At 39.6% G+C, this 26,592-nt stretch carries 31 protein-coding genes and 1 other annotated feature; of the genes, 20 read left to right on the top strand and 11 right to left on the bottom strand.

Going from position 1 to position 26,592, the window contains the following annotated elements; translation table 11 throughout:
* The first annotated feature begins 86 nt into the window (after window positions 1-86).
* Window positions 87-569 carry an acyl-CoA thioesterase gene (locus tag ACFS5O_RS03480; RefSeq protein WP_205724377.1) on the top strand — a complete coding sequence of 161 codons (483 nt, stop codon included), beginning with the start codon at window positions 87-89 and terminating at the stop codon, window positions 567-569.
* Window positions 570-591: 22 nt separating this feature from the next.
* Window positions 592-957, top strand: a complete 366-nt coding sequence (locus ACFS5O_RS03475; RefSeq protein ID WP_205724378.1) for a YbaN family protein — start codon at window positions 592-594, stop codon at window positions 955-957.
* Window positions 958-1,004: 47 nt separating this feature from the next.
* Here the strand turns inward: ACFS5O_RS03475 and ACFS5O_RS03470 are convergent, their stop codons facing one another.
* Window positions 1,005-1,682, bottom strand: coding sequence for a peroxiredoxin (locus tag ACFS5O_RS03470; RefSeq protein ID WP_205724379.1), 678 nt, complete (start codon window positions 1,680-1,682; stop codon window positions 1,005-1,007).
* A 12-nt stretch (window positions 1,683-1,694) separates the two neighbouring features.
* Complete coding sequence (locus tag ACFS5O_RS03465; RefSeq protein WP_205724380.1) at window positions 1,695-2,456, bottom strand: ferritin-like domain-containing protein; 762 nt, start codon at window positions 2,454-2,456, stop codon at window positions 1,695-1,697.
* A 141-nt stretch (window positions 2,457-2,597) separates the two neighbouring features.
* On the opposite strand from ACFS5O_RS03465, the gene ACFS5O_RS03460 reads away from it, so the two are divergent.
* From ACFS5O_RS03460 to ACFS5O_RS03425, 8 genes are all read left to right on the top strand, one after another.
* Window positions 2,598-3,578, top strand: coding sequence for a spermidine synthase (locus ACFS5O_RS03460; protein ID WP_205724381.1), 981 nt, complete (start codon window positions 2,598-2,600; stop codon window positions 3,576-3,578).
* A gap of 217 nt (window positions 3,579-3,795) precedes the next feature.
* The gene (locus ACFS5O_RS03455) at window positions 3,796-4,233 is read left to right on the top strand and encodes a LytTR family DNA-binding domain-containing protein (RefSeq protein ID WP_205724382.1); all 438 of its coding nucleotides are present in this window, start codon (window positions 3,796-3,798) and stop codon (window positions 4,231-4,233) included.
* A gap of 18 nt (window positions 4,234-4,251) precedes the next feature.
* Window positions 4,252-4,695, top strand: a complete 444-nt coding sequence (locus ACFS5O_RS03450) for a hypothetical protein (protein WP_205724383.1) — start codon at window positions 4,252-4,254, stop codon at window positions 4,693-4,695.
* Between the two features lie 192 nt (window positions 4,696-4,887).
* On the top strand, window positions 4,888-5,697 hold the full coding sequence (locus ACFS5O_RS03445; RefSeq protein ID WP_205724384.1) for an alpha/beta fold hydrolase: 810 nt from the start codon (window positions 4,888-4,890) through the stop codon (window positions 5,695-5,697).
* Window positions 5,698-5,805: 108 nt separating this feature from the next.
* Window positions 5,806-6,240, top strand: a complete 435-nt coding sequence (locus ACFS5O_RS03440) for a YciI family protein (RefSeq protein WP_205724385.1) — start codon at window positions 5,806-5,808, stop codon at window positions 6,238-6,240.
* On the top strand, window positions 6,237-7,490 hold the full coding sequence (locus ACFS5O_RS03435) for an RNA polymerase sigma factor (protein WP_205724386.1): 1,254 nt from the start codon (window positions 6,237-6,239) through the stop codon (window positions 7,488-7,490). Before ACFS5O_RS03440 ends, ACFS5O_RS03435 begins: the two co-directional genes overlap by 4 nt.
* An 86-nt stretch (window positions 7,491-7,576) precedes the next feature.
* The gene (locus ACFS5O_RS03430) at window positions 7,577-7,747 is read left to right on the top strand and encodes a hypothetical protein (RefSeq protein WP_205724387.1); all 171 of its coding nucleotides are present in this window, start codon (window positions 7,577-7,579) and stop codon (window positions 7,745-7,747) included.
* The gene (locus tag ACFS5O_RS03425; RefSeq protein ID WP_205724388.1) at window positions 7,740-8,081 is read left to right on the top strand and encodes a DUF1801 domain-containing protein; all 342 of its coding nucleotides are present in this window, start codon (window positions 7,740-7,742) and stop codon (window positions 8,079-8,081) included. Before ACFS5O_RS03430 ends, ACFS5O_RS03425 begins: the two co-directional genes overlap by 8 nt.
* A 69-nt stretch (window positions 8,082-8,150) precedes the next feature.
* Here the strand turns inward: ACFS5O_RS03425 and ACFS5O_RS03420 are convergent, their stop codons facing one another.
* The 5 genes from ACFS5O_RS03420 to ACFS5O_RS03400 all read right to left on the bottom strand — a co-directional run bounded on the left by ACFS5O_RS03420 (window position 8,151) and on the right by ACFS5O_RS03400 (window position 11,532).
* Window positions 8,151-9,653, bottom strand: a complete 1,503-nt coding sequence (locus ACFS5O_RS03420) for a sodium:solute symporter family protein (protein ID WP_205724389.1) — start codon at window positions 9,651-9,653, stop codon at window positions 8,151-8,153.
* Window positions 9,654-9,854 carry a DUF3311 domain-containing protein gene (locus tag ACFS5O_RS03415; RefSeq protein WP_144704243.1) on the bottom strand — a complete coding sequence of 67 codons (201 nt, stop codon included), beginning with the start codon at window positions 9,852-9,854 and terminating at the stop codon, window positions 9,654-9,656.
* 144 nt (window positions 9,855-9,998) lie between these two features.
* Window positions 9,999-10,427 (bottom strand): hypothetical protein, encoded by a 429-nt coding sequence (locus ACFS5O_RS03410; RefSeq protein ID WP_205724390.1) that lies wholly within the window; start codon window positions 10,425-10,427, stop codon window positions 9,999-10,001.
* Window positions 10,428-10,729: 302 nt separating this feature from the next.
* The gene (locus ACFS5O_RS03405) at window positions 10,730-11,173 is read right to left on the bottom strand and encodes a hypothetical protein (protein WP_205724492.1); all 444 of its coding nucleotides are present in this window, start codon (window positions 11,171-11,173) and stop codon (window positions 10,730-10,732) included.
* A gap of 11 nt (window positions 11,174-11,184) precedes the next feature.
* Complete coding sequence (locus tag ACFS5O_RS03400; RefSeq protein WP_153238167.1) at window positions 11,185-11,532, bottom strand: ASCH domain-containing protein; 348 nt, start codon at window positions 11,530-11,532, stop codon at window positions 11,185-11,187.
* A 165-nt stretch (window positions 11,533-11,697) separates the two neighbouring features.
* Here ACFS5O_RS03400 and recQ point away from each other — a divergent pair, with 165 nt between their 5' ends.
* From recQ to ACFS5O_RS03375, 5 genes are all read left to right on the top strand, one after another.
* Window positions 11,698-13,839, top strand: a complete 2,142-nt coding sequence (recQ, locus tag ACFS5O_RS03395) for a DNA helicase RecQ (protein WP_205724391.1) — start codon at window positions 11,698-11,700, stop codon at window positions 13,837-13,839.
* On the top strand, window positions 13,836-15,032 hold the full coding sequence (locus tag ACFS5O_RS03390; RefSeq protein ID WP_205724392.1) for a class I SAM-dependent rRNA methyltransferase: 1,197 nt from the start codon (window positions 13,836-13,838) through the stop codon (window positions 15,030-15,032). The genes recQ and ACFS5O_RS03390 overlap by 4 nt, the downstream gene beginning before the upstream one ends.
* 19 nt (window positions 15,033-15,051) lie before the next feature.
* Window positions 15,052-15,714 carry a futalosine hydrolase gene (locus ACFS5O_RS03385; RefSeq protein WP_205724393.1) on the top strand — a complete coding sequence of 221 codons (663 nt, stop codon included), beginning with the start codon at window positions 15,052-15,054 and terminating at the stop codon, window positions 15,712-15,714.
* A 5-nt stretch (window positions 15,715-15,719) separates the two neighbouring features.
* A complete protein-coding gene (locus tag ACFS5O_RS03380; RefSeq protein WP_205724493.1) occupies window positions 15,720-16,559 on the top strand; it encodes a 1,4-dihydroxy-6-naphtoate synthase in 840 nt (279 codons plus the stop codon).
* Between the two features lie 199 nt (window positions 16,560-16,758).
* A complete protein-coding gene (locus ACFS5O_RS03375; RefSeq protein ID WP_066390930.1) occupies window positions 16,759-16,947 on the top strand; it encodes a hypothetical protein in 189 nt (62 codons plus the stop codon).
* A gap of 42 nt (window positions 16,948-16,989) precedes the next feature.
* Here ACFS5O_RS03375 and ACFS5O_RS03370 read toward each other — a convergent pair whose 3' ends face one another.
* Both ACFS5O_RS03370 and ACFS5O_RS03365 read right to left on the bottom strand, forming a co-directional pair.
* The gene (locus ACFS5O_RS03370; RefSeq protein WP_205724494.1) at window positions 16,990-17,442 is read right to left on the bottom strand and encodes an SgcJ/EcaC family oxidoreductase; all 453 of its coding nucleotides are present in this window, start codon (window positions 17,440-17,442) and stop codon (window positions 16,990-16,992) included.
* 88 nt (window positions 17,443-17,530) lie between these two features.
* Window positions 17,531-18,634 (bottom strand): PRK06851 family protein, encoded by a 1,104-nt coding sequence (locus ACFS5O_RS03365; RefSeq protein ID WP_205724394.1) that lies wholly within the window; start codon window positions 18,632-18,634, stop codon window positions 17,531-17,533.
* Window positions 18,635-19,550: 916 nt separating this feature from the next.
* Here ACFS5O_RS03365 and ACFS5O_RS03360 point away from each other — a divergent pair.
* Both ACFS5O_RS03360 and ACFS5O_RS03355 read left to right on the top strand, forming a co-directional pair.
* Window positions 19,551-20,216 (top strand): 5-bromo-4-chloroindolyl phosphate hydrolysis family protein, encoded by a 666-nt coding sequence (locus ACFS5O_RS03360; protein WP_205724395.1) that lies wholly within the window; start codon window positions 19,551-19,553, stop codon window positions 20,214-20,216.
* Window positions 20,203-21,375: a toxic anion resistance protein gene (locus ACFS5O_RS03355; protein WP_205724396.1), complete on the top strand. Its 1,173-nt coding sequence runs from the start codon at window positions 20,203-20,205 to the stop codon at window positions 21,373-21,375. The genes ACFS5O_RS03360 and ACFS5O_RS03355 overlap by 14 nt, the downstream gene beginning before the upstream one ends.
* A gap of 59 nt (window positions 21,376-21,434) precedes the next feature.
* Here ACFS5O_RS03355 and brnQ read toward each other — a convergent pair whose 3' ends face one another.
* Entirely contained in the window at window positions 21,435-22,769 is a 1,335-nt protein-coding gene (brnQ, locus tag ACFS5O_RS03350) for a branched-chain amino acid transport system II carrier protein (RefSeq protein WP_205724397.1), read from the bottom strand.
* Between the two features lie 51 nt (window positions 22,770-22,820).
* Window positions 22,821-23,064 (bottom strand) — a binding site (T-box leader).
* Window positions 23,065-23,179: 115 nt separating this feature from the next.
* A complete protein-coding gene (locus ACFS5O_RS03345) occupies window positions 23,180-23,716 on the bottom strand; it encodes a GNAT family N-acetyltransferase (protein ID WP_318300060.1) in 537 nt (178 codons plus the stop codon).
* A 178-nt stretch (window positions 23,717-23,894) separates the two neighbouring features.
* Here ACFS5O_RS03345 and ACFS5O_RS03340 point away from each other — a divergent pair, with 178 nt between their 5' ends.
* The 3 genes from ACFS5O_RS03340 to ACFS5O_RS03330 all read left to right on the top strand — a co-directional run bounded on the left by ACFS5O_RS03340 (window position 23,895) and on the right by ACFS5O_RS03330 (window position 26,567).
* A complete protein-coding gene (locus tag ACFS5O_RS03340) occupies window positions 23,895-24,641 on the top strand; it encodes a L,D-transpeptidase family protein (RefSeq protein ID WP_066390939.1) in 747 nt (248 codons plus the stop codon).
* Between the two features lie 104 nt (window positions 24,642-24,745).
* Entirely contained in the window at window positions 24,746-25,267 is a 522-nt protein-coding gene (locus ACFS5O_RS03335; protein ID WP_205724398.1) for a sigma-70 family RNA polymerase sigma factor, read from the top strand.
* Window positions 25,260-26,567, top strand: coding sequence for a DUF4179 domain-containing protein (locus ACFS5O_RS03330; RefSeq protein WP_205724399.1), 1,308 nt, complete (start codon window positions 25,260-25,262; stop codon window positions 26,565-26,567). The genes ACFS5O_RS03335 and ACFS5O_RS03330 overlap by 8 nt, the downstream gene beginning before the upstream one ends.
* The last annotated feature ends 25 nt before the right edge of the window (window positions 26,568-26,592 follow it).

Genomic DNA, 26,592 nt, shown 5'->3' with positions numbered 1-26,592 from the left:
CCCGTCTTTTGTGATGGGTATTTTTCTTTGTTCACTAACTCCCTCAAAACAAGGGGAGCTTTCAAGCTTCAGAAAGAGGGAATGGTATGGAACAGCAGCTATCAGCAAACATTTCGAGAACGATTCAAACAAAGTTGGTATTGCCCCCTGATACGAATCACATGGGCACGATCTTTGGTGGTACCGTTTTATCTTACATTGATGAGATCGCAGCGATCGCCGCCATGAAGCATAGCAAGAAAGTCGTTGTCACCGCCTCCATTGATAATGTAAACTTCTTATCGTCAGCTAAAGTGGGAGACATCCTCATATTAGAAGGTGTAGTCATCTCAACTGGAAGAACATCAATGGAAGTTTACGTAAAAGTAGAGTGTCAAAATCTAGAGACGGGAAATAGAACGCTGAATACCACATCGATCTTAACGATGGTCGCCATTGATCAAAACGGTAAGCCGTTTCCTGTAGCAAGTGTCATTCCTGAGACAGAAGAGGAAGAAGCACTCTTTAAAGGTGCGCCACTAAGGAAAGAACGGCGTTTGCTATATAAAAACGCGAACGGAACTCTATAAGATAAAGGAAGTGAGAATCCGAATGAAAATTAAAAACATCATATTTGTAGCATTGGGGTTCTTTTTCCTTGGTTTAGGCGTCGTAGGAATTGTCTTGCCGTTGCTTCCTACCACACCTCTTTTATTACTCGCGTCTTATTTCTTTGTAAAAGGTTCCAAAAAGTTTGAAGTGTGGTTTAAAGGAACGGATATCTATAAAAAACATCTAGACGATTTTGTAAGAAATCGCTCACTGACAAAAAAGAAAAAGATTATGATCAGCCTGTTTTCAGACTCGATGATCTTGATTACTTTTATTCTTACAGACAGCATGATTGCAAGAGTGATCTTAATTCTTGTTGTGATGTATAAGTATTACTATTTTATTGTAAAGATTAAAACGGCATAAAGAATGTGTGGACTTAAAAAGAGCAGCCTAATCAAAGGCTGCTCTCTCTATCTATCATGTAGTGGCTTTGTACATAGCCACCAATCGTAGCACTCAATCTCTCCACTTTGTGCTTGTTCTGCACGCTTCTTCGCCTCTTGTATGGTTGTAGGTGCTGGAACGATCAGACGGTCTCCGACTAGTTCGTTTTTCGGCCAGTTTGCGGGTGTTGCACCTTTATTTTTATCTGCTGTCTGCAACGCCTTAACTGCTCTTAGGATCTCGTTGATATTACGTCCCACATTCTCGGGATACGTCAGCATAAGACGTATCTTGCCTGTTGGATCGACGATGAAAACACTTCTCACCGTTCTTGTTCCCATTGTAGGGTGGATCATTCCAAGTCTAGTAGCAATCCTTCCAAGACTATCTGCAATGATCGGAAAAGTAATCTCTACTTTCAAATTCTGCTGTATCCATTCAATCCACTTTATGTGAGAGTACACTTGTTCTACAGATAATCCGATTAAATAAGTGTTTAGTTTTGTAAACTCAGGCATGAGCTTTTGGAATGCTACGAACTCTGTTGTACATACGGGTGTAAAGTCACCTGGATGGCTAAATAGGACAAACCAATGACCTTGATAACTTGTTGGAAGGACAAGATCCCCAAGGGTTGTATGAACCGTCATCTCCGGAAATTGATCGCCAATAAAAGGCTTTGAAAATATTTGTGTAGGTTCCATCCCTCTCTTCTCCTACCTTCCTTGGTTTCCCATCATCTTACTCTTTTTCAATAGCTGAGACTCTCCTGTTTTTTCCCACTCTTCTACTTGTTCAATGGCTTGTTGAGGTGTAAACCCTTGCCCGACAAGAACACCAGACAAGATATATTCTTGATAAAGATGAGTTAGGTTAATGCCTTCTTCTGTCTCTTGTAAAGCTTTTTTCACTAGAGGGTCAATGTACGAAACCCATTGATCCGCCAAGCTCTCTGTTTGTGTCATTCGGTGTTCTTGTTGAAAAGAACGAGGAGAACTTGATGTACTGTTTAACGTAAATAAATAGTTGTACTTTGCACTATGTTTAATCTCATCTGTAATGATGTTAAAGAGGATATCTCGATAATACGTATTAGGAAGTCCTTGACGGATAACGCGATATTTCTCGACAGCAGCTAGTTCGCCAAACAGAGCTTTGACGAGGCCGTCTTTATAGGTTTTCGGTTTCTGAAACTCTTCTCCACTTTCAGGTGGAACTTCCTGGCCTGTAAGATCTTTGTAGATCATTCTGAAAAGTTTGTTGTGTCTTTTCTCATCATCACGAATAGAGGCGATGATTAATTTTTGATCGTTGGTAGGCGCTTCAGAAATTAAGTAATCGTAAAATAATCGATCTTCTCTTTCGCCTGCTACGGCTTGTTTAATGAGTTGCAGGGATAGTTGAAGTGCTTGCTGCTGTCCATCGCTCTGCTGTTGTCCGCTATCTTGCTGTTGTTGTTGTGGATTCATATAGCTCATAACATAACCTCCAAAAAATGATTGTCGCATTAGTCTATGCAGAGGCCTAAATTTTGCTAATGTACAAGTTTTTCAACACCACATGTTCGATGAATGAATAGTAATGTGAATATAACTTGTTCAAAATAAGGAGTGTTCATAGTGGATGAGCTCATGTGGCTAGCCATTGGCGCAGCTGCAGTTGTTATAGTAGAAGCAAGTGTCTATTTTTATTGGATCATATGGGGAAACGGTTATCTTATAACCTATATAAATGATAGCCAGAGACCTCAACAAAATTTCAAAGTGCTGCAAACGTTTCATACATCTACTCAAAAAATTGCACTAGTCGAAGTCGGAGAAGAAGTATGGGTATATAGCAATGGTGAGATCATGTTTGGTACAAAACAGGATGAGAATGAGTATGCAGAAGTGATCGTACATGTTCCAATGGCGGCAGCGAAAGAGGCGAAACGCATTTTAATCATCGGTGGTGGAGGCGGGATCAGCGTACGAGAAGCATTACGTTACGAAGAAGTTGAAGAAATTATTGCAGTAGATATTGATGAAGAGATGATGAATCTTGGGAAAAGTTTCGATCGATTAGTGTCATTTAATGATGGTGCATTAAACCATCACAAAGTGAAAACTAAGATTGAAGATGGAAGACGTTTTGTAGAACAAAGCCAAGAAACCTGGGACGTAATAATTGTGGACATACCAGAGCCGACTGAAAGATGCCCGAGTTTATCCCGATTGTTTTCTTTAGAGTTTTATCATGAGTTAAAAGAACACTTAAACCCTGGTGGTGTACTATCCATTGCCTGTTCAACGGTCAACTTAATGCCAGAATATATGTGGAGCATCGAAAAGACGTTAAAAGAATGCGGATTCTTCACAAGTCCATTTCACAATTTCTCAAACAAGACCGGAGTAGATTGGGGTTATATCCTTGCTTCAACACTACCTTTAGAGCCGGATGATATCCAACTAAAAGTTACTACACCATTCTTAACGGAAGGCAGACTGAGGGATGTGTTGGAACTGCCTTACTATCTAATGAATAAAGAGAACCAAGGGATGGTTCAGACAGACCAGAACACCGTTCTATTAGATATCGTAAGAAAAGAATTGAATAATTAACAGATAGCACTTGTGAAACTTACAAGTGTTTTTTTATTAATTAAACTAGTAAGTGACGTTTTTTATTAAAATGTACGGTAATTATTTGTTATTCATGAAGAGATGAGTGCAACTTGGTGACGGTTTATGGCAGGTTGGTCAGAAGTGGATTTACGATGAGAAAATCATGACATATACTGGGTAAAAATAAAGTGAATCACATAAAAGGGGGCGTGAGATGAAGCTTACAATACATGAAAGTGATGATCATGAAGGTTTGGAAATCATAGTGAAATGCAAAATGTTAAATGATGAAGTTATTAAAGTTCTAACTTCGTTGAGGTCTCTTGAAAGAAAAGTTTTGGGCACAAAGGATGGAAAGGTTTATCTTCTTTTACCCAATGATATTTATTATTTTGAGTCTGTTGATAAAAAGACATTTGCTTATACCGAAAAATCGGTCTATGAGGTGTCATTAAGGTTGTATCAAATTGAAGAGCTGTTCGGTGATGTGAATTTTTTTCGTGCTACAAAAGCGAGCATATTGAATCTCGATCGATTACAATCCATTTCCCCACGAATCGGAGGCAGGTTAGAAGTGAAGATGGAGAACGGAGAGAACATGTTAGTATCCCGTCAGTATGTGCCTATTTTAAAAGAGAAATTAGGTTTTTAAAATGAAGGAGACGATGATATGTTTAAAAATGTAATGGCGTATACGGTAGCATTTAAAACGAATATGAGCTTATTCTTTTCGGCAGGAATCATCATTTATGTTGTGTTCGGCTATATGCTAGGAACAAGAGAGATTTCCTTCGAGATGATCGTTCAAATCTTCTTTATAAGTATTCTGGTTACTGGTTTGCATTACCTGTTTTGGACTGAGGACACTAAAGTGAAGTTAACAAATAGTTGGAAACTGATCATACAATATTTTATTCTCGGCTTCGTTTTAATAGGCATGTCCCAAGTATTTAACTGGTTCGAGTGGGGAAGTAAAACATCTTTTATGATGTTGGTTTTGTTTCACATTCTTTATCTGGGCGGCATACTTGGATTCACCATCTACTTTAAAGTGCTAGGATTTCAATTCAATCAGAAGATGCAGCATTATCGGGAGCAGAATCAACTTCGCTAGCTTTTTAGGAAGTCGTAAAAAGAGTATAGTGTGGTAACAATCATAATCGCAACGATTTCGTTGCGATTATTCTTATATAAACCCTCTTTAAAAAACTGAAAAAATTAAAAAAGTGTGTCGATAGTATCGTCTCTTCTTCGTCGTATAAGTAAATCAACTTGAAAACAACTGAAATGCTAAGGAGAGATTCATATGCATACTGTAATTTCAAAAGATGGAACAAAAATTGTTTATGACAAGTTAGGAAATGGGCCTTCACTCATCTTAATCGGAGGCGCATTCAGTTATCGAAAGTTCCCAGGCATGGTTAAACTTGCAAGATTATTATCAGACCAATTTACAGTTTACACATACGACCGACGTGGTCGTGGGGATAGCGGTGACTCAAAATATTATGAACCCGCACGAGAGTATGAAGATCTGGATGCAATTATCACAAAAGCAGGAGGAACGGCTTTCGTTTGGGGGTTATCGTCAGGAGCCGTTCTTGTTTTACAAGCAGCTGCTCATGGAGCGAGCATTGCAAAATTAGCGCTCCACGAACCACCATTTATCGTCAATGACACAGATCATGTACCACCAACTGATTTTTCAAAAAAGGTTAGTGATCTTGTTGCTGCTGATCTCATTGCGGATACGATTAAATACTTCATGACGAAGGGCATGGGGGCTCCTTCATTCGTTGTAACTATGATGCGTATGATGCCTGGTGTTTGGTCCAAGCTTATGGCGGTTGCACATACCCTTCCGTACGATGCGACATTATTAGAAGGATATATGGAAGGAAAGTCATTGCCTGAAGATCTTTGGAATAACGTTACAGTGCCAACGCTTGTACTTAAAGGTACAGAAAGTCCTTTAATGCTTCGTGACGGAGCAGATGCTTTAGTAAAAGTGCTTCCTAATGCTGAATTAATAAGTAAGAAGGGGCTTGGACATACGAAACAGCTTAATGTTAAAAGGATTTCTTCTGAACTCGTCTTATTTTTTTCTGCTGTATAAACTAGAGGAAATCACGAAAGGATTTATTTAACAAATACCGAAACCTTTTTATAGATTTATCGTGCAAATCATTAAAATGAAGAGTTAAAAATGAGGAGGCAACTAAACATGAGATTTATGATGATCGTTAAAGCGACAGCAGATTCAGAGGCGGGGGTTATGCCGAGCCAGGAATTAATAGATGCCATGCAAAAATATAACGAGGAATTAGTAAAGGCAGGTGTGCTTCTTGCTGCAGACGGCCTACAACCTAGTTCAAGTGGTATACGAATTTCTTACCCGGAGCGGGGCGGTCGCCCTAAAGTGGTTGACGGTCCCTTTACAGAAGTAAAAGAACTGATTGCAGGCTATACGCTCATTGAAGTGAAGTCAAGAGAAGAAGCCATTCAGTGGGCTCTGCGTATGCCGGATCCACATGGATATGGGCATGGTGAGATTGAACTGCGACAAGTTTTTGAAGCGGAGGAAATAATGGAAAACCCTATTCATTTAATGAAAGAAAGAGAACTTCGAAAAAAGGCTGAGGAGCAACAAAAAGCGTGACAGTGATCGATGTAAATCGAGCGATCGAAGAGATATGGAGAATAGAATCTGCGAAGTTGGTCGCAAGCTTAACGCACATGCTGCGAGATGTAGGTATCGCTGAAGATATTGCTCATGATGCATTAATCGTCGCATTAGAAAAATGGCCAAATATCGGTATCCCGGATAATCCGGGGGCATGGCTGATGACTGTGGCCAAACGGCGTGCGATTGACTTAATAAGGCGCACAAAAAAACGTGAACAAAAATATTCCGAGCTGGCCAGAGGAACTGATCTGTACACGGAAGAAGATGTTGATCATGTGATAAACGAAGAAATTGGAGATGAACTTCTTCGTTTAATCTTTATGACCTGTCATCCGGTGTTATCACAAGAATCTCGGGTTGCACTAACATTGCGTTTATTATGTGGTCTAACTACTGATGAGATCGCACGTTCTTTTCTTCTGTCAGAATCTACTGTAGCACAACGAATTGTACGTGCCAAAAGGACACTTAGATCTGAAAATATTCCTTTTGAAGTTCCAGCAAAAGAAGATCGAAAAGAACGGCTATCAACGGTGCTTGAAGTTATTTATCTGATGTATAACGAAGGGTATGCAGCAACATCAGGCGATCATTGGGTTCGTCCTTTGCTGTGTCAGGAGGCATTGAGATTAGGGCGCATTCTCGCTGAGCTCGCCCAAAGTGAATCAGAAGTACATGGTCTAGTCGCGTTAATGGAAATACAATCTTCACGGTTGAAGACTAGGGTAAATGCAAAAGGGGAACCAATCTTACTCATGGATCAAAATCGAGCACAATGGGACCGTTTACTTATTCGTCGTGGATTAGCGGCACTCGAGCGGAGTGAAAGGATAGGTGTACCACTAGGGCAATATGCGATTCAAGCGAAAATCTCTGCTTGTCATGTGGAGGCTCATTCCGTTGAAGAAACGAACTGGTTAAAAATAGCAGCGCTTTATGAGGCGTTATACAGGGTATCTCCTTCACCAATCGTTGAATTAAACCACGCTGTTGCCATCTCAATGGCATTTGGTCCTTTTATAGGACTTCAACTTGTAGATGAATTAAGTAAGGAACCTTCTTTACAGGAGTATCACCTTCTATATAGCGTGCGTGGAGATCTTCTTTTTAAATTGGAAAGATTTGATGACGCTCGAATAGAATTTAAACGCGCTGCATCTATGACTAAGAATGAAAAAGAGAAAAGCCTTCTGATGTCCAGAGCAAAAGAATGTGAGTCTTGAATGAACTTTTTTTAAAACCATTATAGATGTTCAGTTTCGCAGTAAAGGTAGGAAAGCTGATCACAATCCAAAGGAGGAAACGATGGATGCGATATCAGATTGGTAAAGTAGAAAGCAAGGGACATCATTCATTACGTCGAAAGCCACTGCTTTCGAGTCCAAGTAAAGAAAGTCTTAAAAAGGACTTAGAAGAACATATATATATGTTGCAAAAGGCCGATAGGACAAAAATAAAGGAGACAGTAAACGATGAATAACGATGTAACCCAATTTATTGACGAATTAAAAGAACCCTGGCAGGTGGAGTTATCTACGAATCTACGCGGAGTTGTTCACCAGGCGATACCTGAAGTTCATGAGCGGATTCAATATAAAAAGCCCCACTTCTTAAAAAACGGAAAATATGCCGCAGTGATCTCAACATCTAAAGATGCTGTAAGCTTTACAATCTTCAATGCAAACTCCTTAGAACTTCCAGAAGGTTTATTTAGTGGTCCATCAGAACGTAAAACCATTAAGCTGCGTAAAGGTGACACGGTTGATTCCAAACAACTTATTTCTTTTGTCAGAAAAGCATCGAATTCTTTATGATCGATCTAGTCATCAAAAAAAGCTTGAGTCCGAGAGATTTTGGACTCAAGCTTTTTTGTGGAGTAAAAGTTACGCTCCTTTTCGTACAAGTTGTTCTTCTTTTAATGTCTGATTGAATAAGTAATCTTTTACAGCGCTTGATGAGTTCTTTGCTTTTTTAACGAAGATTGGATTCAACACGACCACCGTTGCAAAGTTAGCCATCAATCCCCAGAAACCTTCATAGATTCCAAGACTTGTACCTGTTGAGTAGACTGTGAAGGTAACAACTAGTCCGACAATCAGACCGATAATGGTAGCTTCTCTAGATTGATTTCTCCAGAACAAACTGATAACGATCGCTGGGAAAATCTGTACCATTCCTGATACACCAAGCAACTGTAGGGAAACGAGCGCTTGTGGAAACACAAGACCGAACAATAAGGCGAGTCCGATCACAATGAAAACCATGCCACGCGTGATCATCGTTAATTTTGCACCTTTTACTTTCGGATTGATGAGGTCACGATAGATGTTGTTTGCAAAAAGGTTCGATGCACCGATCGCCATGATAGAGCATGGAATGAGGGAAGCAAGTGCGATCGTTGAGTACGCTAATCCCTGACCGATTCCACCATAAGACGTTTGGATCAATGCAAGAAGAGCAAACCTAGGATCCGTTCCATCTGGTAAAACAAGAAAAGCAATGAATCCAAGGAAAACAACAAGAATTAAAACGATATTATAAAGCGGCAGATACAGTGCATTTTTTCGAATGGCATCTGCACTTTTTGCTGTAAAAACGCCTGTAGCCGCATGTGCCCACATAAAAAGAGCAAGTGATGATACAAAAGCTGCTGTCATGAACCATGCAACACCTTTTGGTCCAGACTCTGGAATTGTTAAGAGGTGAGGGGCTTCCGTTACGATTTTATCGACCATTGGATTCCAGCCGCCAAAGTGCATGATAGGGAGAGACACGACCATGAATAACATGATCGCCCACACTAGAACATCCTTAATGATTGCTGTATAAGTCGGTCCTTTGATCCCACTGAAAAATGTATACAGTGCAACAAGCAAGAAAGAGGTGATCACAACCACTTTTACATTGATAAAGCCTGTCCCAGCAACCTGAAGCGTATCTTGAATACCACTCAGCTGCAAACAGATATACGGAATCAGCATGAGTACGCCGACGATGGCGATGAGTGAAGATAATAGCTTAGAGTCGAAACGTTCACGAGCATAGTCTGCTAGAGTGGTTAACTTATGCTCATTTGCCACTTTCCATAACTTCGGAAGGAAAAAATAAGAGATAAAATACGCTAGAACCGAGTAGGGAATCGCAAAGAATGCGAGACTTCCTGCTGTGTAAGCGGTACTCGTTAAACCTAGGAACGTATAAGCTGTGTAAAGGTCTGCACCGACTAGAAACCATACGAGTAGGCCGCCAAAGCGTCTTCCCCCGACAGACCATTCTTCAACAGAACTACGTGTAGCTTTGTCCCTGCCGGCAAGAAAACCAATTAAAACGACCGTTAAGATAACGAAAATAGTGATAGATAGCGCTGTAAGATTACCCTGCTGCATTTAATCCAAGCTCCCTTCTGATTTCTGAAGATGATAGATTCCTAATGTGCAAAAAGGAGTTAAAACAATCCACAAAAACAACCAAAACTGAAGAAAAGGAAGGCCGAAAATGATAGGATCAATCCTGTTTACGAACGGTAGAACAACCAGTTGTGCGATAAATGGAGCGGAAATCAAGACAATCAATAATAATTTCTTCATGCTGCATATGTCCCTTCTGTGGTGTTTTAAGAAATATAATGTTCACAATCATAACAGCTTAAAAAGAGAGGGACAAGGGGAATTGTATAAATTTTTAAAATATTTAATATTATTAGATAATGTAAGGGTTTTCAAACTTTTGTTTTACCAATCATTTCGCTCATGTTTACCCTCCATTTGTTCAACACCATCCGGAATGCTAAGACCGTGCTGCCTAATGTGCTCTGCATTCTTTACAAAATAGTGATACTTCCAACCCTTTTCGTTATGAAACTCTACTAAAAAGATATAAGGATTGTATTGCCGTCCGATGTTTTGTGTAATCTGCCACTTTTCATTAGGAAATTGCTTCTCTAAATATTGGGTGAGCTGTTCTTTTTTTAAGGTAACGTGATAGCTGATCCAAAAGGGACGTATAATGAAAAATAGTAAAACGAGAGCTGTAATGATAGTGGCTGTGTATAAGCCAATTTTTCGCTTAGTTTTAGGAATGAAGAAAGCAATAATGAAAAGTATGCTGATCAAAGTTACGGTGAACATGATTTCGATGACTGTGATCGGATGTAAATCCATGATAATGTGCCTCCTGTTCGGAAAATGGAGTTTAATACTTAATGTATTCTATACAGAGAGCCAGATTTCTTCTTATTTTAGGCGCTCATTTCCGTGCCTGCCGGACACCTAGCAATTGAATCCACAAGAATAGCCTCTGAATCCAGAAATATGCATGCTGAATCCAAAAGTTTAGGTGTTCAATCCACGAGTTTTAGGCTCCAATCCACATTTTTAGTCTGCCAAGCTAAATTTGTCCACTCCAAATGGACGCCACGTAAAAAAAGCCGCACCCTTTAAAAGGGAGCAGCTTCTCCAATTTATTAAAACCACAAATATGGCTTTCCTACCATAAACCAAAGCATGATCATCAACAATCCGAGGTATATCCAAACGGCACGCTGCAGTTTTTGAGCTAGCGCCGCTTTATCATGCGCTCCACCATCAAACTTACGAAGCGTAGGTGAAAAGGCGCGAGCTAAAAAGAAAAGCGAGCAGAACAATACGATTAAAGTCATGAGGATCCACGGTGTATCCCACGTCCATGATCCAGTAAAAACAAGCAATAAACCTGACAATACCAAGACGTGACCCGCGTGTTTGGCGAGCCAAACGACAAACCGAAATGTGCCAAGGTGAGCTTGCATCTCATCTCCACTAACGGTTCTCAGTTTTTTGATCAGTGGGAACAGGATAAAGAACGGTCCAACTGAAATAATCACGCTTAAAATATGGATATACAGCAAAATACGATACAAAACATCCATCAAGTTATGATTTAGCCTTTAGCAGGACTGAATTCGTGAACCCATACTTGCATATGAGGAAGCCACGGCATACCTGGGTGGTACGAAAGAATAGCGTTCTTATACTCTTCAACTGTTGCGAATCCTTCGTCTTGAGCATGTTGATCGGTTAGTTCACCAAGAGATTGTCGGTATACATTGTTCACAACGAACGAATGCCCTTCTAATTCCATGATCTCCCCAATGTCTGCATAACGTCCGTTACGGCGAGTTGCCGTTTTCTTGCCTTCTAGAACTTTAGCAACATCAGCTGGCATTGTTACGAGTCTTTCAATCGAACACGTTTTTGGTGGCAAATTATTGTTTTCTTGATTTGTCATATGTAAAAACTCCTTTTTTCATTACTCCAATTCCTAATGTATCACATTTTATTAAGTAGTCTGTCTATTTTTATCGGAAGAAAACGGTAAGATGTGTCTTTGCTATGTGGAGTCAGTACCTTTATAATCAAGAGATGACTCTACCTGAGGGAGGCTAATTAGGTTTTGATAGAAAAAGCAAAGCAAATGCTGAATTTGCATTACGGTTATTCTTCATTCCGGAACGGACAAGAGCAAGCGATACAATCGGTTTTAGCGGGTGACGATACCCTTTGTGTCATGCCTACAGGTGGCGGGAAATCGATCTGTTATCAAGTACCTGCCCTTGTTTTTGAAGGAACGACAATTGTTATTTCTCCTTTAATTTCATTAATGAAAGATCAGGTTGATACATTATTGCAGTTAGGAATTTCCGCGGCCTTCATCAATAGTTCACTTACAGCAGCAGAGGCGAGAGAACGAATTGAAAAGGCGAAAAGCGGTGAGTATAAACTTTTATATATTGCACCAGAACGTCTTGAATCTTATGACTTTATGGACCATTTGAGACAGATTGATATTCCTTTGATCGCGGTAGATGAAGCCCACTGTATCTCGCAATGGGGACACGACTTCAGACCGAGCTACCAACGTATTCAAAGAATGATCGGGAATCTGCCGAAACGTCCGGTAGTATTAGCATTAACAGCAACAGCTACACCACGTGTTCGTCAAGATATCTGTTGGTCTCTCGATATTGATGAGAACAAAACGGTATTAACAGGATTTGAACGTGAAAACTTATCTTTTTCTGTGATTAAGGGACAAGACCGTCTTTCTTACTTAAAAGATTTTCTGAAAAAGAACGAGAAAGAAGCAGGGATCATTTACGCAGCAACGCGTAAAACGGTTGATCAGCTATATGAAACACTCCAAAAAAGCGGCATTAACGTTTCTCGTTATCATGCAGGAATGAATGACAATGAGCGCATGGAGCAGCAGGAGCAGTTTCTTCAAGATGAGTCATCGGTTATGGTGGCGACTTCTGCGTTTGGAATGGGTATTGATAAATCAAACATTCGATATGTTATCCATTTTCAGCTGCCTAAAAACATGGAGAGTTATTATCAAGAAGCTGGCCGTGCTGGCCGTGATGGACTTCCAAGTGAATGTATCCTGCTATATTCTTCGCAAGACGTCCAGGTACAGCGTTTTCTGATCGATCAGTCTAGCGAGCAGGATCGTATGGCGCAAGAGCTAGAGAAGCTTCAGCTTATGGTGGATTATTGCTACACCGAAAGCTGTTTGCAGCAATCGATTGTTCGTTATTTTAGTGATGAAGAAATTCCGCCATGTGGCCGGTGCGGAAACTGTACGGATAATCGCGATAGCATCGATGTAACAAGAGAAGCGCAGATCGTATTGTCCTGTATCGTGCGTATGGGGCAAAAGCGGTTTGGGAAGACATTGATCGCACAGGTTTTGACCGGGTCCAAGAATAAAAAGGTTTTAGAGATGCGATTTAATAAGCTGCCAACTTACGGCATGCTGAAAGATAAAAGCACGAAAGAAATAACAGACCTCATCGAGTTTTTTATCTCACAAGAGATCATCGCTGTTGAGCATGGTACGTTTCCAACTCTTTATATAAAAGAAAAAGGGAAAGACATCCTACTCGGAAAAGAACAGATCATGCGTAAAGAAGCAGTAGTAACTAAACAAGTTGCTGCAGATGACCCGTTATTTGAAGAGCTTAGAATCGTGCGTAAGACGATAGCTGAACAGGAAAACGTTCCGCCGTTCGTGATTTTCGCAGATACCGCTTTAAAAGATATGTGCGTGAAACTGCCTGAGTCAAGAACTGAGTTTTTGAGTGTGACGGGAGTTGGTCAAAATAAGCTAGAAAAGTATGGTGAGCGTTTTATCTCTGCCATTTCTACTTATTTAGCTGAGCATCCAGAGCGAAGAGAAAGTGCTGAACAAAGTACGGTTTCAAAAGCACCTGCAAAAAAGGCAACGCCTGATTCTCATCTTGAAACATACACTTTCTATAAAGAGAAAATGTCTGTAGATGAAATTGCTGAACACCGCAATCTGGCCGTGAGTACGGTCGAGAGTCATCTCGTTCAATGCATGCAAGAGGGAATGGACGTTCAGATGGAGGATCTTATTCCAGATGATTATGTCTCAAAAATTGAACATGCCATTCAACAAGCCGGCGGAGAAAAGTTAAAGCCGATCAAAGAATTACTTCCTGAAGAAGTAAGTTACTTTATGATTAAAGTTTACTTGCTGCAAAACGAAAATAAGAAACGGGTGACAAGATGAAGAAGAATGTCCGATTAAAAGTAAAACCTTCTTATGTGAAGGGGTTAAAAACAGGCTTTCCATTGATCACGGAAGATGCTGTACAAAATATAAGCAACGTTAAAGAAGAAGGAACGATCATTGAACTGTTTGATGAAAAGAATGTGTTCCTCGGTAAGGGATATTACGGTAAACAAAACAAAGGCCGTGGATGGGTACTCACGCAAAATTCACAAGAACTCATCGATCAAGAATTTTTTGAAAAGAAAATAAAAAAAGCGATCAACCATCGCCAAGATCTTTTTAACAATTATGAAACGACGGCATTCCGCGTTTTTAACGGCGAGGGAGACGGAATCGGTGGGCTGACGATCGACCATTATAACGGCTACTACGTTCTAACTTGGTATAGTGAAGGCATCTACTCCTTTAAGGATGAAGTAATCGCTTCTCTTAAAGAGCTTGTTAAAGTAAAAGGCATCTACGAGAAGAAGCGTTTTGCTGTAAAAGGAAAATATATTGATGATGACGATTTTGTTGAAGGTGAACAAGCGCCAAGTCCACTGATCGTGAGAGAGAACGGCATCCACTTTGCAGTATATCTGAATGATGGTGCGATGGTAGGCGTGTTCTTGGATCAGCGTGACGTGCGAAAGACGATTCGTGATCAATATGCGAAAGGGAAAACCGTTCTGAATACGTTCTCTTATACAGGTGCGTTTTCAGTTGCCGCGGCTCTTGGCGGAGCTGCCAAAACGACGAGCGTTGATTTAGCGAATAGAAGCCGAAGCAAGACGCAAGAACAGTTCAGTGTGAACGGTCTGGACTATGAAGACCACGACATCATCGTAGAAGATGTGTTCAACTACTTTAAATATGCCGTCCGTAAAGAGCTTTCATTTGACCTTGTTATTCTAGATCCCCCTAGCTTTGCGCGTTCAAAGAAACATACGTTCAGTGCTGGGAAAGATTATCCTGATCTGTTAGCACAAGCGATTCAGATTACAGAAAGAAACGGTGTAATCGTAGCTTCTTCTAACTGTTCTACGTTTGAGATGAAAAAGTTTAAAGAGATGATAGCATCAGCTTTTAAACAAACGGGTGGCACATATAACATTTTGGAAGAGTTTAAACTTCCACAAGATTTTAAAACTCACAAAGAGTTCAAAGAGGGTAACTATTTAAAAGTAGTGTTCATTGAAAAATTAAGCTAACCGGCGAAAGGGGATCTTCATGTCGATGAATAACGAACGCCGTATTTTAATTATGACTTCTGTAGCTGCTGAAAAAGAAGCGATCTTAAAAGGAATTGGGCAAACGCCTTCGATTGATGTGGTATTAGCTGGAGTTGGTCCGATCTCAGCGGGTATTCAAACCACAAAAGCTTTATTAACGAAAGACTATGACGTTGTAATCAACATGGGGATTGCTGGTGGTTTTCAGGATAAAGCAGCTGTTGGAACATTAGTCATTGCAGATGAGATCATTTCAGGAGATCTTGGGGCAGAATCTCCTGAAAGATTCATCACTTTGGATGAGCTTGGTTTTGGTGCTTCAACGCGTATAAAAGCAGACAGCGAACTGGTCATGCACTGTTTAACGTCACTAAAGCTCGCAAGTGTGCCTGTTCAACTCGGTCACGTTCTAACACTGTCTACAGTGACAGGGACTTCTGAAACGACAAAAAATCTACAGGATCGTGAGCCGAATGCTGTAGCAGAAGCAATGGAAGGCTATGGTGTAGCGCTAGCGGCACAAGAATTTGGAAAGCCGGTACTTGAGATTCGTTCCATATCAAATCCAATCGGTCCGCGAGATCGTTCTGCTTGGCGTATGAAGGAAGCGTTCGCTACACTAGAGAGAGCTAGTAAAGTTATCGCGGAGGTTTTGTTATGAGTAAAATGAGTATTGCGTTTTCACCTTGTCCCAATGATACGTTTGTTTTTCATGCATTGGTTCATGGTCTTGTTCCTGGGGCTCCAGAATTTGATGTTACATATGCAGATATTGATATTACAAACGGCTTAGCTGCTGAGTCAGATGAACTTGATATCTTGAAAATCTCATACGCAGCGCTTCCTTATGTTTTGGACAAATATGCTCTACTTCCATGCGGAGGTGCGCTCGGTCGTGGATGTGGTCCGTTAGTTCTTGTGAACGAGTCAGGTGAAGTTACACCAGACATGCTATCAGGAGCAAAAGTGGCCGTTCCGAGTGAACGCTCTACCGCATACATGCTGTTCCGTTTATGGGCGGCTCAAAATGTACCAGGCGGAGTAGGCGAGATTATCGTTATGCCGTTTAATGAGATCATGCCTGCTGTAAAAGACGGCAAGATTGACGCAGGTCTTGTCATCCATGAAGCTCGCTTTACGTATCAAAATTACGGATTGAATCTGTTGGCTGATATGGGTAGCTGGTGGGAAGAAGATACGGGACTGCCCATTCCACTCGGAGCGATCATCGCACGTCGTTCACTAGATTTAGAGTCTATTACAGGGTGGATTCGTGAATCAGTAGAGTATGCGTGGCGAAATCCTGAGGCATCAAGAGAGTATGTGATGCAGCACGCGAGCGAACTCTCAGAGGAAGTTGCGAAATCTCATATCGATCTGTATGTGAATGATTTTACCGCTGAACTTGGTGAGAAAGGGTTCGATTCAATCACGACACTACTGAACCGTGCTGGAGAAGAAGGCATCGTGCCGAAGAAGGATTATACGAAACTATTGAAAATTTAAGTGGACAGTAAAAGCCAGAAAGTGGACAGTAAATTGTAATAAGTGGACAGTAAAAGTTCGAAAGTGGACAGTAAATATAGAAAAGTGGACAGTAAATGCTAAAAAGTCGACAGTAAACTGATTTTATCAGGAATTAACCACTCTCCACATCGGCGCATACCTTATAACGAGAAGAAAAACTGTTATAAGGAGGCGCAATATGTCTAATACAAACGTATTAACACTGATTGGTGCTTTGTTAGCTGGTTATTTTCTACTTGCACTTCCACTAGGCGGCACGTTTTTAGCTGCATTCGGTCCAGCTGTTAAAATTATCGCAATCTTAACTGTTCTTGTTTTTGGAGCCGTATTGATCTATAAAGGGCTCAAAGAAATTTTAAGAAAATAGACATGAAGAAACCCGCTTAAACTAAAGCGGGTTTCCTTGTTTTTATTCAGGAAGCAAAGCACGAAGCTCCTCCGTCATCTGATCTAAAAGTTCAGGACGTCCATGAAATTGAGCAGGTGTGTTTTGAAAAAGTTTAATGAACCATTTTTCATTATTCTTAACTGCAATCACCGTATGATGCGTATTCAGTTCCGGAGATAATTCCGTTTTTCCTACAGGTATCATGCCAGCAATAGCACGAACCATGATGGCATCATCACTTAAGAAAGAAATGTTCTTCACTTTTGCGTAATAAGGTGGAGTTGGGAAGCTACTGAAAATGGGCTCGAGATGAGCATGGATCTCTTCAGGACCAAATGCCTGACTTCCATCATATCCAACCATCTCGCCGTCTTCCGCAAAATAATCAGCCATAGCTCGTGAATTCCGTTCGTTCCACGCTTGTATGAAGTTAAAATATAGATCTTCAACAGCTTTTGTATGTTCTGTTTTCATCACTAAACCTGTCCTCCATATGTAAGATTGTCTTAGGTTCATCATAACAAAACAGCTACCATCCTCAAAATGGTAGCTGCTCCAAGTCTTATTTTTGTTGTTGTGCAGCTGTTAATTTTTCGATCTCCTGATCAATCTTCTTATGGATTTTGTCAATCTTTGAAAAATTCATCGCAGCTATATAGATTTTTTCTAAGTCATCATGCTTTCTTTTTGCATCTGCTAGATAACCGATAGCTTCTTTCATTTTTTTTGAATAGCGGCCGCTGATCTCTTTTAGATTATCAAAGAATTTTTCATCGGTACCTTTTTTAATTGTTTTTTCATACATGTCTATGATGGAGTCTCCCTCACGTTCAGGGAAATATTCATGCGGTGCCGTACTGTCAAAAATCGCAAAACCGAGCTCTCTTACGATCACCATATCTAAACTGTTCGGATCGAACCCACAATGATAAATTTCAACATTATATCCTGAAGCCTCCGCATTTGCGGCCAACTTTTTTAGCAGTGTCGATTTTCCAGACCCTGGTCTTCCCTTGATAAAATATCTCTTTTCCAGACCCTCCGTTAAGTTCGGCACAAAGTCCACCGCACCTTTTGGGGTAGCTGCGCCTAGAAAACGGTGATAGACGTTCGCGGTTTTATTTACTTTTTTAGAAAAAAACTGATGCATCAATTCATCCGTAATTTCGTTTGCTTTTTCATAATTCATGTTCATAATATAAATTTCTTCCCATTCATCATGGATGAGGAGCGCATCATGGAAAGTGGCATACGCCTTTTGATAATCAGCAGAAATGGAATCTGTAATCTTTAAAATTTCCGCCTTTTTGTTTAGGAGTTTTTTAGAATCCCATGCTTCACCCAAATTCACATATTCCTCAATCGCTCCAGGGGCTTTTGGTTCAATAACATGTGGAGAAGTACCATCGACAATTCCGATTCCAAGTTCTCTGATAATCACACCATCAATCGAACCGTTGTCTGAAGCGCAATGAATGTATTCGATGTCGTAGCCTTCATTGTTCCACTTTTCCCCGACCGCCTTCATGAGTGTCGACTTACCAGTACCAGGTCCGCCCTTCAAAATAAATAGGCGATCAAGACCACTAAGATTAGATGTAAATAAGTTGTGAAAACCTCTAGCCGTATTACCGCCAGCGTAATAATTTAGAATTTTTCCAGTCAAGGTTGAAAACACTCCTCTTTTTTGTAGTTGTGTTTCTACATGCATGTTATGTAGGAAAGTGGAAATAGGTGATAGCCTAAAAATACACATTTATTATTTTAATTGTTGAAATATGATGAAATAAAAAGAAATTTTACGAATGAAGGAGTAAGGCTTAAAAAAGAGGAATAAAAACACCTTAAATCACATAAAATTGATTATTCTGAATATTTAAATAAAATTTAGAATAGGTTAATATGTAGTTAACAAAGAAACACTACTTCAAATAAAGGAAGGCGTGATTCCAATGAAATAAGTAAGCGAAGCATATCAAATCACATCCAGTTAGAGATCAGCCAGTGAAAACTGATTTCGAGATGTGTGGGTATGTGGGAACGCGCAAATACACATAACGAAAGAGGATGATTCCAATGACGTATGTGAGCGAAGCATGCTAAGATCGTGTTGCAGATGGAAATAGCCGGTGAAAACTATTTTCGCAGCATGTGGGCGTGTGGGAATTTACCAGAAGTAGAGGGAAAATAAGATCTAATGCAAGGCAATTGATTGAACGAACAATTAATTGAAGTCTAGTTAGGGACAATAACTAGCATTTGTGTATTAGTAAGAAAGGAAAGAACGTTTAAGTGAATAAAGTGAGTTTAAGCTAAAGGCGCTGTTTATGTGATGTATACATATTCAGCGTCTTTGTTTTGTTTAAATCCTAAATTTGATTAATCAACTCCAATTTTGAGTTTTTATATATACGCCTCAAGTCTTAGAACACATTACTTCTTAAAGCCATGGTTATTTTAGGAAGGTTTCGATAAGGTAATAATAGAAACATAGTATAGATGAACTTTTTTAATGAAAACGAAACTCAAAAACCACTATATCCGTATGAATAGTAAAGAGTTTATGTCAGGAGTCGATTACAATGAACGGATTTTTAGCTTTTTTTATCCGCATGTTTGTTGCTATCCCAGCTTCAGTAGGAGTATGGCTGGCAAGTATTATCGGGTATGACCAGACCTACCTTTTGTCGTCAGGCATTGCAGTAGCTGGAGGAGCTGCCGCATACACAGCAACAGGACTTCTTCAAAAGCAGAAATTTCTCAGTGAACATCACTTATCAAGAAGAGAGTATAAATACATCAGAAAGAACTTAGATGAAGCAAAACCTAAGATTTATAGACTGCAAAAAGCGATGTTTTCAGTTCGTGACCTACCGACTTTAAAACAAAGAGCGGATTTGGTCCGAGTAGTCAGAAAGATCCAGAGTTTAACACAAAAAGAACCAAGACGTTTTTATCAAGCAGAACAGTTCTATTTTTCTCATTTAGACTCAGCCGTAGAACTTACCGAAAAATATATGTTTTTATCCTCGCAGCCTAGAAAATCAAAAGAATTAACGCAATCGTTGGTAGAAACGAAAAGAACACTCGACGAACTAATCGATCAAATCGAAAAGGATTTATACCAAGTACTGTCAAATGATATAGATGACCTACATTATGAGATCGATGTAGCCAAGTACTCGATTAAATCCCACAAAGACTCCCAATCCATTAAAAAGGCAGGCGATATAAATGAAAGAAAATAATGCACCCCTTAACCATTCTGATGAACCGACAAACCTGATGGATGACTTGTTGGCAAACCCTTTTGGTGAACAGCAAGAATCTCCTGTGCCTTCGAATGAAAACAAACAGGTACGATTAATAGATGTTCTACCAGAAGAAAATAAAGAAAAAGCGTATCAGTTGGCGAAACAGATCGACCCAACGAACCACCAGACGATGATCACATACGGAGCACCAGCACAGGCAAAGCTTCATTCCTTTTCGAACACGATGCTTGATCATGTGAAAAAGAAAGATACTGGGCAAATCGGTGAGATCATTGGCGATCTAATGAGGAAGCTTCAAGATGTAAATCCTGAAGAATTAAAGTCAAACAAACCTACGTTGTTCGGCCGCATGTTCGGAAAAATCTCAGGCTCTGTTCAAGAGGTACTTTCAAAGTATCAGAAAACGGGAGCACAGATTGATAGAATCTCTGTAAAGCTAGATGGCAGTAAAAATGTTCTTATGTCAGATATCGTGATGCTTGAAAAATTGTATGAAAACAATAAAGAGTACTTTCAAGCCTTAAACGTATATATCGCAGCTGGAGAACTTAAGCTGGATGAGCTGAACCAAGTTACGATTCCTGAGATGAGAAGAGTGGCGGAACAGACGAACGACCAGATGAAGTTTCAAGAAGTAAATGACATGGTCCAGTTTGCTGACCGACTAGATAAGCGTGTTCATGACTTAAAATTGAGTCGTGAGATCACGATCCAAAGTGCACCACAGATCCGACTCATTCAAAACACGAACCAAGCGCTTGTAGAAAAAATTCAATCGTCTATTATGACAGCTATTCCATTGTGGAAGAACCAAGTCGCTATTGCATTAACGTTGATCAGACAGCGTAATGCGGTAGAAGCTCAAAAACAAGTTTCGAAAACAACGAACGAGCTTCTACTAAAAAATGCTGAAATGCTAAAAACCAACACGATTGAAACCGCAAAAGAAAACGAGCGCGGCTTAATTGACATTGAAACATTAAAGAAAACGCAAGAGAATCTTCTTTCTACGCTTGAGGAAACATTGCGTATTCAAGAAGAAGGTCGCATGAAGCGTCGCTTAGCAGAAGAAGAACTGGCAACGATGGAAATCGGTTTAAGACAGAAGCTACTCGAAATTAAAGGTGAATAAAATGAAAAGAAGGATCTGCTGCTCATGCAATGTGGCAGGATCCTTCTTTTTTAAGTAACTTAAGAAGCCTTGACTTCCAACTCATTTACTGGCGAATGTTCATTGCTGAAGCTACTTAACACCATTCCGACGGCGGTTCCGACAATAGCGGGAAGAATCCATTGTAATCCCATAGAAGATAAAGGAAGGAAATCTTTCACCACTTGAACGGGACCTAAATCTACACCGAATGCCGCTAAGCCATCCATCAGCGCAAATACACCAGTAAAAAGTACTGCACTTCCATACACTTTCTTTGAGTTTTTGAAGAAGCGGTTAAAAAACGTAAGTATAACCAATACGATTGTTAAGGGATAGGCTGTAACTAAAAAGGGCACTGAAACTTTAAGAATTTGGTTCAGTCCAAGGTTTGATAGCGTGAAGCTTACGAGTGTAACGAGTAAGACAACTTTTTTATAACTGACACTCGGCATTAGTTTTGAAAAATATTGTCCACACGCTGTTGTTAGGCCAACAACTGTAGTAAAGCAAGCCAAAGTAAAGATAAAGCTTAGTAGAGCTGTTCCACTTTTACCTAATAATAGAGTGGACGCTTCTGCAAGGATGTCTGTTCCATTTTCAAAAGAACCTGTTGCTGCCATTTTACCGCCGATCAATCCTAGACTGACATAAACGAGTGTCAGTAATGTTCCAGCAATCAGACCGGCTTTTAGTGTGAAGTTTGTTAATTGCTTTCGATCTTGAATGCCTCTTTGCCCAATCGCAGTAAGAATGACGATACCAAATGCGAGAGCAGCAAGTGCATCCATTGTGTTGTAACCTTCAATGAAACCTGTCGAAAACGCTCCAGATTGATAGTTAGCTGATGGTGATTGAAGGGGAGCATCAAGTTTGAAAAATCCTACTGTGCAGAGCAAAACCATTGATAAAAGAAGGATAGGAGTAATCCAGCGTCCCATATATTTCTCCATTTTTGACGGATTCAAGCTGACCGCATAAACGAGCGCGAAAAATGTAACGGTAAATAATAGAAGAATGAGTGCTGCGTTTGAATCACTGCCTACGAACGGTTTAAGTCCCATCTCATAAGCCACGTTTGCATTTCTCGGAATAGCTAGAAACGGTCCGATGCTTAAATAGATAACGACCATAAAGACCGTACTGAAAACGGGATGAACACGATTGCCGATCGTTTGAACGCCTCCTTTTACAAGGGAAACGGCAAATAATACAGCAAAAGGAAGTCCTACTCCAGTTAGAATAAATCCAGCCATCGCAAGCCAGTATGAGGATCCTGCCTCGGCGCCCAAGAATGGAGGGAAAATGAGATTTCCTGCTCCAAAAAACATTGAAAATAACATAAGTCCAATAAAAACGGTGTCCATCTTTCTCATAAGTAATCTCTCCTTTTATTGATTTGAAAACATAAAAAAACCCGCCCCTATAGAAGGGACGAGTTATCGCTCGCGTTACCACCCTAATTCCACAGCTTATCGAAAGCTTGCGGCACTCAGTCAACGTACAATCATACGTGTTCCCTTGTAACGGCGGACGGCCCGTCAAAGCTTACATTTCAGCTTTGCATCTCAGAGATGATTTTCGGATAAGCACTGAACATCGGCTTTCACCAAGCGCCGATTCTCTGGGGAACAGTAATCAAATCTTACTCTTTCTCGTCATTGACTTTCATATTATTTGTAAATTTATCACCCTAAAAGATTAAAGTCAACAACAAATTCTGAAAACATTGAAAAGTTGAACGGACAGCAGTTCAATTGTACCAAAATGAAAGAAGAATAACAGCTTATAAAAGCAGCCCCATAACAATGGTATTGTGATAAGTTCCCCTAATAAAATTATCGTGCTTTAACAAACCTTCCTTTTCAAAACCCAATTTCCTATATAATTCAATCGCCTTAACATTATTCTCATTCGTTACAAGACTAATCTTTTTTGTGATGTTGTTTAGACGTGCCCACGCCAAAAGTTCATTCATTAAAACTTTTCCTAATCCCAAGCCTGTGTATGTTTCGGAAACGACTATACCAAGTGTTCCAACATGTTTGGTTCGTTCTTTTTGAGGTGAGTTGATCGTTGCAATCCCGATAATTGTTGAATCTGTTTCCGCAATCAAGATAATGGAGTTTGATTCTTCGGAAGTTGCGGTGATGTAATTCCTATATTCCTCTAGATCCCGTTTAAATTCGTTTGCACCGAAGGATAAAAAATCACTTTCACCGCCAACAACATTATAGAAATCGATTATATTTTGAGCATCATCTTCAGTCGCTTTTCGTATAGTAACTTTCAAATTATTTTTAAAGGTAACGTTACGCATCATCTCAGCTTCTTCCTGTTCATTGGTTTAAGACAAATATAACCTATCAGTCTATTCATCGTACAAGCTTAATATTCATGTTTTTTTGATTAAATTTTTTAATAAAAGTAGTAATGCATCTCCTATACCCTCGCATAGAATATGAGGATTTGTTATTTCAATAAAGAATAGGAGAGAAGGAATGAATACGAAAAAGGTACTGATTGCATTACTGATGTTTGGTTTCATGTTCTTACTTGTTCAACCAGCAAAGGCAGCAGCTTCATCATTTATCGTGATAAATAAATCAACCAACCAGCTTGCATATTTTGAGAATAATAAATTATCGAAGGTGTTTAAAGTTGCAACGGGTAAACTACCTTCTTATACGCCAGAGGGCAAATTTAAAATTGTAAACAAGATCACAAATCGGCCTTATTATACAGGTAACATTCCTGGTGGAGATCCGCGAAATCCCTTAGGAAACAGATGGTTAGGTTTAAACGCAAATGGAACATGGGGAACGACGTATGCCATCCATGGAAACAATAATGCAAGTTCCATAGGTAAATATGTGAGTGCAGGCTGTATCCGTATGTACAACAATGAGGTGCAGTGGTTATATGCAAGGATTTCGGTTAATACACCTGTTGTGATCACAACTTCAGGTAAATCCTTTCCTGCTCTAGCAGCAGCGAATGGCTATAAAGTAACGAACAGTTCGACCGTTCCTGTATTCTCAGTCGTTAACTTGAAAAAGGGGAGCCGAGGTGCTGAAGTGATGGAGCTTCAACGGAGGCTAACAAATTTAGGATACAGCACAAAAGGCGTCGATGGCGTATTTGGAGCCAATACAGATGCCGCTGTGCGTAAATTTCAAAAAGCTAAGAAACTCACAGTTGATGGTGTAGTAGGCCCAGCGACTAAGAAAGCGCTAGGGATGTTTTAAATACAGAAAATCAGCCTTGAAAAGGAGGCTGATTTTTTTATTTTTAATAAAACTTTTTTCACTTTCCAAGGTCTAATATATAGGTAGGGTCAGGAGGTTAGAAATTGGAAACAGAACAGTTAGTGAAAAAAGCGATAAAAGGAAACGATGAGGCGTTTTTACAATTGATTCAAACGTATAAAGTCGATTTATATAAGACAGCTCTATCTTTTTTGCGCAATGAAGAAGAAGCTCTCGAGGCTATGCAAGAAGTAACGTACCGTGCTTACAAAAATATTAAGAAGCTAAAAAACGAGTTCTATTTTAAAACCTGGTTGATTCGAATTATGATCAACTATTGTAATGATCAGTTGAAACTAAAAAAACGATTCGTCATGAATGATGAAATATTGAATTCGTTGGGTGTTTCAGAGAACCACACACAACTGGAACTTAAGGACGCAATGTTAGATTTAGACGACAGGTCACGCGAAATCCTTACCTTAAAATATTTTAATGATGTAAAGATTAAAGATATAGCGACCATCATGCAGTGTCCAGAAGGTACAGTTAAAACGTGGCTGAATAAGGCATTACGAGCATTAAGAGAAAAGCTAGATGAGAAAGGAGGTAATCTACATGTTTGAAAGAGAGAAAGAGCAACTGAACGGTTTGAAGAAAGAATATGAAAATATACCAATTTCAATAGATTCTATTGATCAGGCGATATTAAGTGGATTTCAGAAGGCAAAAACAGAAGAGAGGAAATCTAGAATGAAGAAAAGAAGTGCTTTTGGTTTTATAGCGGCAGCTCTTTTACTCATTGGATTATTTTCTTCTATCAAGAATTCACCGGCTTTAGCCAATTATATTTCTGAAATACCTGGTATGGAAAAAATAGTGAGTATGATTCGCGATGATAAAGGAAGAATGGCAGCTGTTGAGAAAAAATATTATCAAAAGCAGGGCATTTCAGATGAAAAAGATGGGTTGAAAGTTACTATCGATGGAACAATTGCTGACGAGATGGGCATGGTGCTTTTTTATTCGATTGAATCTAAAGAAAAACTAAAAGAAGTGATGTTTGATGATGTAAAGATCAGAGCGAAAGACGGCACTGTATTGGATGAGGCATATAATTCATTCGGTGATTCCCATACATCAGGTAAAGGCGAGAATAAGTTTAGTGGAGAAATTGAATATTTCTTTGAAGCTCCTATTGAAGCAAAAGAATATATCGTTGAACTACAGTTAAAGGACAAAGAATTTTCCATTCCATTAACCCTTAAAGAGTTTAAGAAGAAAAAAGAATATGCAGTCCAACAAACGATGGATTTAGAAGGTCAAAAGATCAATATCGAGAAGGTAACCATCTATCCATTACGAGCTGTCGTTAAGTTAAAGATGAATGACGAAAATGAAAAATACATCCTGCAACTTGATGACTTACGCTTAGTCGATGAAAACAATGAAGTGTGGGGTAATATAGCAAATGGTATAACAGGGTCAGGTGATAAAGACACTGAGCGAGAAGTTTATTTGCAAAGTAACTATTTTAAAGAACCGAAAGAATTGTACCTGGTCTTAAATAGTGCTCAAGCTATCGATAAAGCGAATGCAGTCATTGTGGTGGATACAGAAAAAATGAAGATTTTAAAACAGCCCTATGGAAACAAGTTAAGAAATCTAAGGAAAGAAGACGGGCAGCTCGTCTTTGATCTGCATACGAAAAAACCTTTCCGTTCGGCGATTTTTAGTACAATAACTGATGCAAAAGGTAAAGAAATTGAAGTGAACTCACAGTCCATGGGCACTGAAGAAGAAAAAGGTACATCCCGATTAGGAATTGACCTTCCTCCAATAGATCGCTCTCAGAATCCTATAACCATTGACTTAAGTTTTTATCCGGAGTGGATCAAAGGTAACGAAAAAATTAGAATTAAATAATCTGTGAAGGTGGTTCTTTTTAGAG

The sequence above is a fragment of the Fictibacillus nanhaiensis genome (genome assembly GCF_042686385.1).
GTDB lineage: Bacteria > Bacillota > Bacilli > Bacillales > Fictibacillaceae > Fictibacillus > Fictibacillus nanhaiensis.
This window is presented reverse-complemented; position numbering and strand designations above follow the sequence as displayed.